The sequence below is a fragment of the bacterium genome (genome assembly GCA_016786595.1).
Taxonomy (GTDB): Bacteria; Bdellovibrionota_C; UBA2361; order SZUA-149; family JAEUWB01; genus JAEUWB01.
In genome coordinates this window covers 25842-32708 of sequence record JAEUWB010000037.1, presented here as the reverse complement: position 1 = coordinate 32708, position 6867 = coordinate 25842, and the positions used below count along the sequence as shown (strand labels likewise).

The 6867-nt window shown below is 43.3% G+C and carries 7 protein-coding genes; 4 read left to right on the top strand and 3 right to left on the bottom strand.

The window, feature by feature from the left end; genetic code table 11:
- Positions 1-454: 454 nt before the first annotated feature.
- The 3 genes from JNK13_05910 to JNK13_05900 all read right to left on the bottom strand — a co-directional run bounded on the left by JNK13_05910 (position 455) and on the right by JNK13_05900 (position 3927).
- Positions 455-1612 carry an ATP-binding protein gene (locus JNK13_05910; GenBank protein ID MBL7662271.1) on the bottom strand — a complete coding sequence of 386 codons (1158 nt, stop codon included), beginning with the start codon at positions 1610-1612 and terminating at the stop codon, positions 455-457.
- A 96-nt stretch (positions 1613-1708) separates the two neighbouring features.
- Positions 1709-3163, bottom strand: coding sequence for an efflux transporter outer membrane subunit (locus JNK13_05905; GenBank protein MBL7662270.1), 1455 nt, complete (start codon positions 3161-3163; stop codon positions 1709-1711).
- Positions 3160-3927, bottom strand: a complete 768-nt coding sequence (locus JNK13_05900; protein MBL7662269.1) for an SURF1 family protein — start codon at positions 3925-3927, stop codon at positions 3160-3162. The genes JNK13_05905 and JNK13_05900 overlap by 4 nt, the downstream gene beginning before the upstream one ends.
- Before the next feature lie 135 nt (positions 3928-4062).
- Here JNK13_05900 and JNK13_05895 point away from each other — a divergent pair, with 135 nt between their 5' ends.
- From JNK13_05895 to JNK13_05880, 4 genes are all read left to right on the top strand, one after another.
- Positions 4063-5187, top strand: coding sequence for a DegT/DnrJ/EryC1/StrS family aminotransferase (locus JNK13_05895; protein ID MBL7662268.1), 1125 nt, complete (start codon positions 4063-4065; stop codon positions 5185-5187).
- Positions 5188-5302: 115 nt separating this feature from the next.
- The gene (locus tag JNK13_05890; GenBank protein MBL7662267.1) at positions 5303-5617 is read left to right on the top strand and encodes a YbjQ family protein; all 315 of its coding nucleotides are present in this window, start codon (positions 5303-5305) and stop codon (positions 5615-5617) included.
- Positions 5618-5645: 28 nt separating this feature from the next.
- Entirely contained in the window at positions 5646-6071 is a 426-nt protein-coding gene (locus tag JNK13_05885) for a heavy metal-binding domain-containing protein (protein MBL7662266.1), read from the top strand.
- Positions 6071-6859 (top strand): M48 family metallopeptidase, encoded by a 789-nt coding sequence (locus JNK13_05880; GenBank protein ID MBL7662265.1) that lies wholly within the window; start codon positions 6071-6073, stop codon positions 6857-6859. Before JNK13_05885 ends, JNK13_05880 begins: the two co-directional genes overlap by 1 nt.
- The last annotated feature ends 8 nt before the right edge of the window (positions 6860-6867 follow it).

Here is a 6867-nt window from a genome sequence, read left to right as displayed (position 1 = left end):
TGAATCAGGTGGCATTCGTGCTACTGAAAGGGCTTAGAAAGACTTGCCTAGCGCAGGTCGACACCACGTCACACGAGTAAAAAGGTATGCAGTTATTGTATACAATCCACGAAGCATCAGAAAATACAATCGATTTCAGCCAGTTAGCTGGCATCTGGTGTAATCATGCCTTCTGAAAGCACTCGTGACACCCTTTAAGCGCGCGTAAAGACTCACAGGTTCAGGGTGTAATCATGCCTTCTGAAAGCACTCGTGACACCTATCTGCTAATGCAATACCAGCCAACGAAATGGTGTAATCATGCATTCTGAAAGCACTCGTGACAGCGAATCTTCTGAGCGGCACGTCAGTGGCCGCTCGGTGTAAGGATGCCTTCTGGAATCCCCTGCATTGTAAGATTGAGTTGATCTTACGGTTTTCACTTCCGTTCCTAGGTCGACTCTATTTTTAAATATTATTTAAAAATAGCTTCTAAGCCTTCTTGCCATGGAAAGATCTCAACGGAATCGATCTTTTGCAGTATTGTTGTCTGACAAAAAATCGCTGCTCGAGCATGAGGGATATCTTTTGCTAATTGCATTAACTTGCTGACTTCTGTCAGGTCAGGTCTTTCTGCGGACTTGATTTCAATCACCCAAGTTGCATCGCCTTTACGTTCCAAAATTAAATCAATCTCTAATTGATTGTCAGTCTTAAGATAGTAGATCTTATAATCTGAACGAAAATACGAATTCAGGCGCAGGACTTCTAAAATAATAAATTGCTCAAAGAGCTTTCCATAATCATAGGTATTTTTTGATAATGGAATCTTGAGCGTGCCATCTAAGGTTCTTTTGACTCCCAAGTCGAAAAGATAAAATTTTGCCTGTTTGCGCTGCTGCTTTCTGATTGATCGATGGTAAGGATCAACGAAAAATCCAAGTAACGTATCTTCTAAAATTTGGAAATACCTAGCGATACTTTTGGCGTCAGTATTCGCTTCACGGCCTAATTTAGATAAGTTAACGATTGTTCCATTTGATTGGGCTGCGGCTTCTAGAAATCTAGTGAATGGATCTAAACTACGAATGATTTGCTCCTCTCTGATTTCTTCCTTAAGATAGACGTGAACATAGGACTTGAGGATTTCTGCTCTGACTGACTCATCTTTTTCCGTGATCACTCCCGGAAGTGTGCCCCAGCGTAAAGCTGATTCCAGCTGAAAATCATGGCCTAGCTCTAACTGTGTCAGAGGAAATAAATTATTAACCAGCGCTCTTCCAGCAAGTAAATTTGCCTGACCGCGCCTAAGCTTTCTCGCACTCGAACCAGTCAGGGCAAAGTTAAGCGATTTGTCTTCAATTAACGAGTGAACTTCATTTAACAAAGCTGGAACACGTTGAACTTCATCGATCACAACCCATTTTGTATTTGGTCCTTGTGCCGCTAACTGATGTCTGAGTTGACTAGGATTTTGAGTAAAATTTAGCAAAGCGCCTTCTTGCAGAAGATCAATCCACAATGTTTGTTGATCCTGAAACAATTGCTGTAAAAGCTTTGTCTTCCCTGTTCCTCTGGCTCCAAACAGAAAAAAGCTTTTAGATAATAGAGGGTTACATAATCTAGGGTACATGTGCCAAGATTTTAGCTTAAACTTGGCACATATGCAAGGATTATTTTGTTATGCAACCATCAGTGAAAGGAGCCAAGGTGAAAGCCTACTCTATTTTCACAGATTATTTAAAACAGCCTCCTTCGCCTGCTCAAATTGCTCCCAACCCCCACCCAGAGCTTTATAGAGCATGACTAGATGCTGCGTTTCTTGTGCCTTACTGACTTGAAGTTGGTCTTGCACGGTAACAAATTTTCTACGCGCATCAATCACTGCAAGTAAATCGATCAATCCATACTCGTACTGCTCTTCTGCTAGACTTAGTGCGTGTTTACTTGTTTGAAAACTGTGTTCAAGTTGTGCACGCCGTTCACCCTCTTTCCTGAGATTGATTAAGGTATTTTCAGTTTCTTCAAGTCCACGAATGACAACTTGCTCATACTGAAGCATTGCTTGATTTAACTTCGAATTTTGCTTACGAATATTTGCTAACAATTTGCCGCCACTAAAAATTGGCCAACGTAGCTGTGGGCCAAAGGACCAAAATTGACTGGTGCTGTCATTGAGCGTGTCATAGTCAATACTACTGCGACCAAGCGAGCCGGTTAAAGAAATCGTTGGGAAAAAATCTGCCTTGGCCGCACCTGCGCTAGCGACTTGAGCAGCAAGTTCAAAATCAGCCTGGCGAATATCAGGGCGACGCTTTAATAAGTCAGCAGGTATTCCAGTTCCAGTCACAAACTGACCTTGTGGAATTGCTGTGGGGTTCATTAGTTCACTTGCCAAGGAGTTTGGCATTTGACCAAGCAGCACACTCAGACGATGCATATTCTGTGCAACTTGCGCTTCCCAAGTTGGCAGCACTGACTTTTCAGTGGAAAGCTCAGTTTCAGCGCGTGCCAGGTCTAACTCCGAAGAAAGCCCCGCTTGCTGACGAGTGCGAATAACTTCAACCGACTCTTCGAGGGCTAAAATATTCTCGCGCGCTAAGTTTAGGCGAATCTGGTTTGCTCGTAGCTCTGCGTAGGTGCGCACTACTTCAGCGATTAAACTGATGAGAACACCACGACGCGCTTCGTCTACAGCTTGCGCACTCGCACGAGCTGCTCTAAATTCATTACGAACGCGGCCAAAGAGATCAATTTCCCAGTCAAAATTTAGTCCTGCCAAGTATGATTCTGAGACTGGGTCTTCAAGAATTGGTGGTGCCACAAAGAGCGTCCCTCGAGAAGCCTTACTCTTTTCATAGCCACCTTGAATTGAGATTGTCGGGAATAGATGTGCCCGCGCGATGCGCTTATCTGCAAGAACTTGTTCGACGCGCTCGATTGCGATTCTTAAATCATGGTTTTGTAAAACAGCACGCTCGACTAAAGACGTTAAAAGCGGGTCATTAAATGTTTTCCACCAGGCGACCAAATCTACATCAGACCGCGGAACATCGCTCGGTGCTTGTTCATAGTCTTGTGGAAGTTGGTTTAACAGTTGAGAGTCTGCTTTTGGGTTCTTTGCCGTGCAGGCAAAGAAGGTAACGCAAGCTGAGAGGACAAACGTATGGAGTGAGATTTTCATTCGCTTAAATATAATGCCTTTCTTGTAAAAAGTCCCGGATAAGCTTGAAGCATAAAACCTAGGACGACAGTCACCAAAGCCAGCAGTGACCACTCGATGGTATAGCCGAAATGAGTCGAAGGTGGAACTTCAATCGAAATCGATTGCGCAGGAAACTCTCCCTGTTCGGGCGCGCCTACTCGTTGTAGAAATATTGGCTGAATTACCGGGTAGGGTAACTGTGCAGAAATTTTAGCAACCTCTGGGAAAAAGAATTTATATTGAAAGGGTAGATTCGGGCCTGTCGCTGGGTTTTTTGGTCCGAGAAAAAGCTGATTATTCGTCTTTTTTACAACCGCAACTAATTCTTCGTTCGCAGTGAAATTATATTTCTCCCAGCTCTTTTTAGTTAAATCAGCAAAGGGAATAAATCCACGGCTGACTAAAATATATTCCTCCGTGGCAGCAATCTTAAAGGGCGTAACTAACCAATGACCTGGCCCACTGCGATGTTTGCGATTTGTCACAATAACTTGCCGTGAAAAATCGTAGCGTCCTTTTAAATAAACTTTTCGATTTAAAATTTGATTAATTGTTGTTGGATCCAAGGCTTGCGGGTTAAATTGAATTGGTTTCTCAGTCGAGTTTTTTTCGTAGGAAGCAAGTAGCTCCAGCTTTTCATGATAGCGCGACCACTGCCAGCTTGCCGCCCAAAGCATTGCGCTTGCTAGAATTGTGCAGATTAACGTAATTTTCACTGAAAATTTGAAAGTATCTATCTTCATCGCTGTTGATTCTATTCATCAAATAACACAGTGTTACTTACTTGGGTAATGCTCAGGGTTACTTTACAATTATACACAATTTAAGCTAAGCTCCCGAAACTTTGTTGATAATTTTTACACAAGTTGTTTATGAATATTACTGTCCCACTTCTAGATCTTGTCGCCCAGTACCAAACACTTCGTGAAGAGATTGAGCCAGTTATTAGAAGAATTTGCGATTCCCAGAAATTTATTCTCGGGCCTGATGTCGAAAGCTTTGAAGCTGCCGCTGCAAAGTATTGCCACACTAAGTATGCACTTGGTGTTTCATCCGGGACAGATGCGTTATTGTTAGGATTGATGGCATTAGACATTGGTGTTGGGGATGAGGTGATCACTAGTCCCTATACGTTTTTTGCAACTGGCGGGTCAATTGCTCGCACTGGTGCTGAGCCAGTTTTTGTTGATATCGATCCTGTTTCGTTTAATCTCGATCCGGCGCAGATTGAATCTAAAATTACAACTCGCACTAAGGCGATTATGCCTGTGCACTTATACGGACAGTGTGCAGATTTAACCGCAATCAATGAAATTGCAAGACGTTTTAAGCTTGTTGTGATTGAAGATGCTGCGCAAGCGATTGGTGCCGAGAGCGAGGGAAAGCGCGCCGGAAGTATTGGTGAGATTGGCTGTTTTAGTTTTTTTCCTTCCAAGAACCTAGGCGCATTTGGTGATGCTGGAATGGTGACTACGAATGACCAGCAGCTCTTTGAGAAAATGAAAATCCTTCGCGTGCATGGAATGCAACCCAAATATTTTCACCAATTGATTGGAGGGAATTTCCGCATTGATGCCCTGCAAGCGGCGGTGCTCGAAGTTAAGCTTAAGTATCTCGATCAATGGAGCGCGGCACGCCAAAACAACGCCGCAAAATACCGTCAACTATTTTCTGAAGCTGGTTTAGCATCAATTCTGAGCCTGCCAGTTGAAGTCAAAAATGCTCGACACATTTACAATCAATTCGTAGTGCGCACACCAGAACGGGATGCGTTACTAAAATTTTTACAGGCCGAGCAAGTAGGCTGCGAAGTTTACTATCCTGTGCCACTGCATTTACAAGAATGCTTTAGTTATCTGGGTTATCAAGTAGGGGATTTCCCAGAGAGCGAAAAAGCAGCAGAAGAGACACTAGCTTTACCGATTTATCCTGAGCTAAGCCAAGCCCAGCTAGAAAAAGTAGTCGGGTCAATTGCTAAATTTTTCCGCGGCAGAAATAGCTAATTCTGCTTAGTGCTGCTCCGGCCCTTTGCGGCTGGCAGAGTGGCACTAAATTTCCTGTATTTCAAACCACTTTTCCATGTTATGTAGGGGCATCACTTTAACGAGGCAAGCGTCTATGATTCTTACGACAATCAATCAAATTCCTAATCGAAACATTATTGAGCACTATGGAATAGTCAGCGGCAGTACTGTCCGCTCCAAGCATTTCGGCAAAGATATGTTTTCTGGAATAAAAAATATTTTTGGCGGTGAGCTTAAAGCTTATACGGAATTGATGGAAGAAACGCGCAATGAAGCACTAAATCGTTTGCAACAACAGGCTCAAGCTAAGGGAGCTAACGCAGTGATTGGAATTCGCTTTGCTACAAGCGATGTTGCAGCTGGTGCAGCAGAAGTTTTTGCTTATGGCACAGCAGTACGAGTGGAATAATTTTTAGTTGCTGGAGGTAAAGTAAATCATGGAAGATCTCTTTCAACTCATCGTTACTGCGGTTTTACTGTTGCTTGGTTTTTTCTTTGGATCAAGAAACGAAAAAAAACACTTCAAAAGTATTATTGAGCGCGAAAAACAACTGATTTACATCCCGTTACGCGCTGATCAAGCTTTAGATCGCGACTATCACGAAGCGAAATTAGTCAGCGGATCGGTTGTAATTGCCAATGACTACTTTAAGACTTTCGTTGCTGGCTTAAAGACAATGGTTGGCGGAAAACTTAATAGCTACGAATCGCTGATGGATCGCGCCCGGCGCGAAGCTGTGATCCGGATGAAAGAGCAAGCGCGCGCTTGGGGCGCTAAGGAAATCGTGCATTTCCGCCTTGAGTCATCAGCCCTTGATCAGCTCGGGGTAGAGATTCTTGCTGTCGCCACAGCCCTTAAATAATGAAATACATTCCTAAGCAGGAAGTTGAGAAAATAAATTACGATATCGAGCATCCGCTACGTAATTTTATTACGCTCGTTACCGCTGCAATTGTTTTTGCCTGTGGGTTGGTCTTTATCTTTGGTGCAATTGGGGAAAAACTTTTATTGGCGATTGGCCCTGAATATGAGGCAAAAATTTTTTCAAGTTTTAGTTTTCCGCACGACGCGGTGTTACCAGAGGCAGATAAAATACTAGGTAAATTAATCGGAGCAGCATCCAAAAAATATAAAGTATCTATACTTTGTGAAGAGCAACCTAACGCCTTTGCCTTTCCTGGCAACACAATTGTCGTGACTAGCGGATTGTTAAAGCTAGTTAGCACAGAAAATGCTTTAGCCTTTGTTTTAGGTCACGAATATGGACATTTCCACCATCGGCACCATCTCTCGGGTATTGGCTTTGCTCTCGGAGCTTCGGCAGCGCTGAAACTGGCAGGGCTTGATGCAGTTGCGCTTGCTGCATTTGCGCTACCACAAAAGCTCATTGCTCGTAAATTTAACCGCACACAGGAGCAGGCCGCTGATAAGATTTCGATTGATTTGGTCGCTAAGGTTTACGGCGGGCTTAATGGCGCAACAGAGTTTTTTGAAAAAATGATGGCCGACGAAATTAAAAGTAATGAACTTGCACTGTTTAGCACCCATCCCGTCACGAATGATCGAATTGAGGAAATTAAGAAAAATTCTGTAAACTCAAATCAATTGCTACCCTTGCAGATCGATCTCAAAAAGCTTTGCCCTGAATAAGGCTTAGA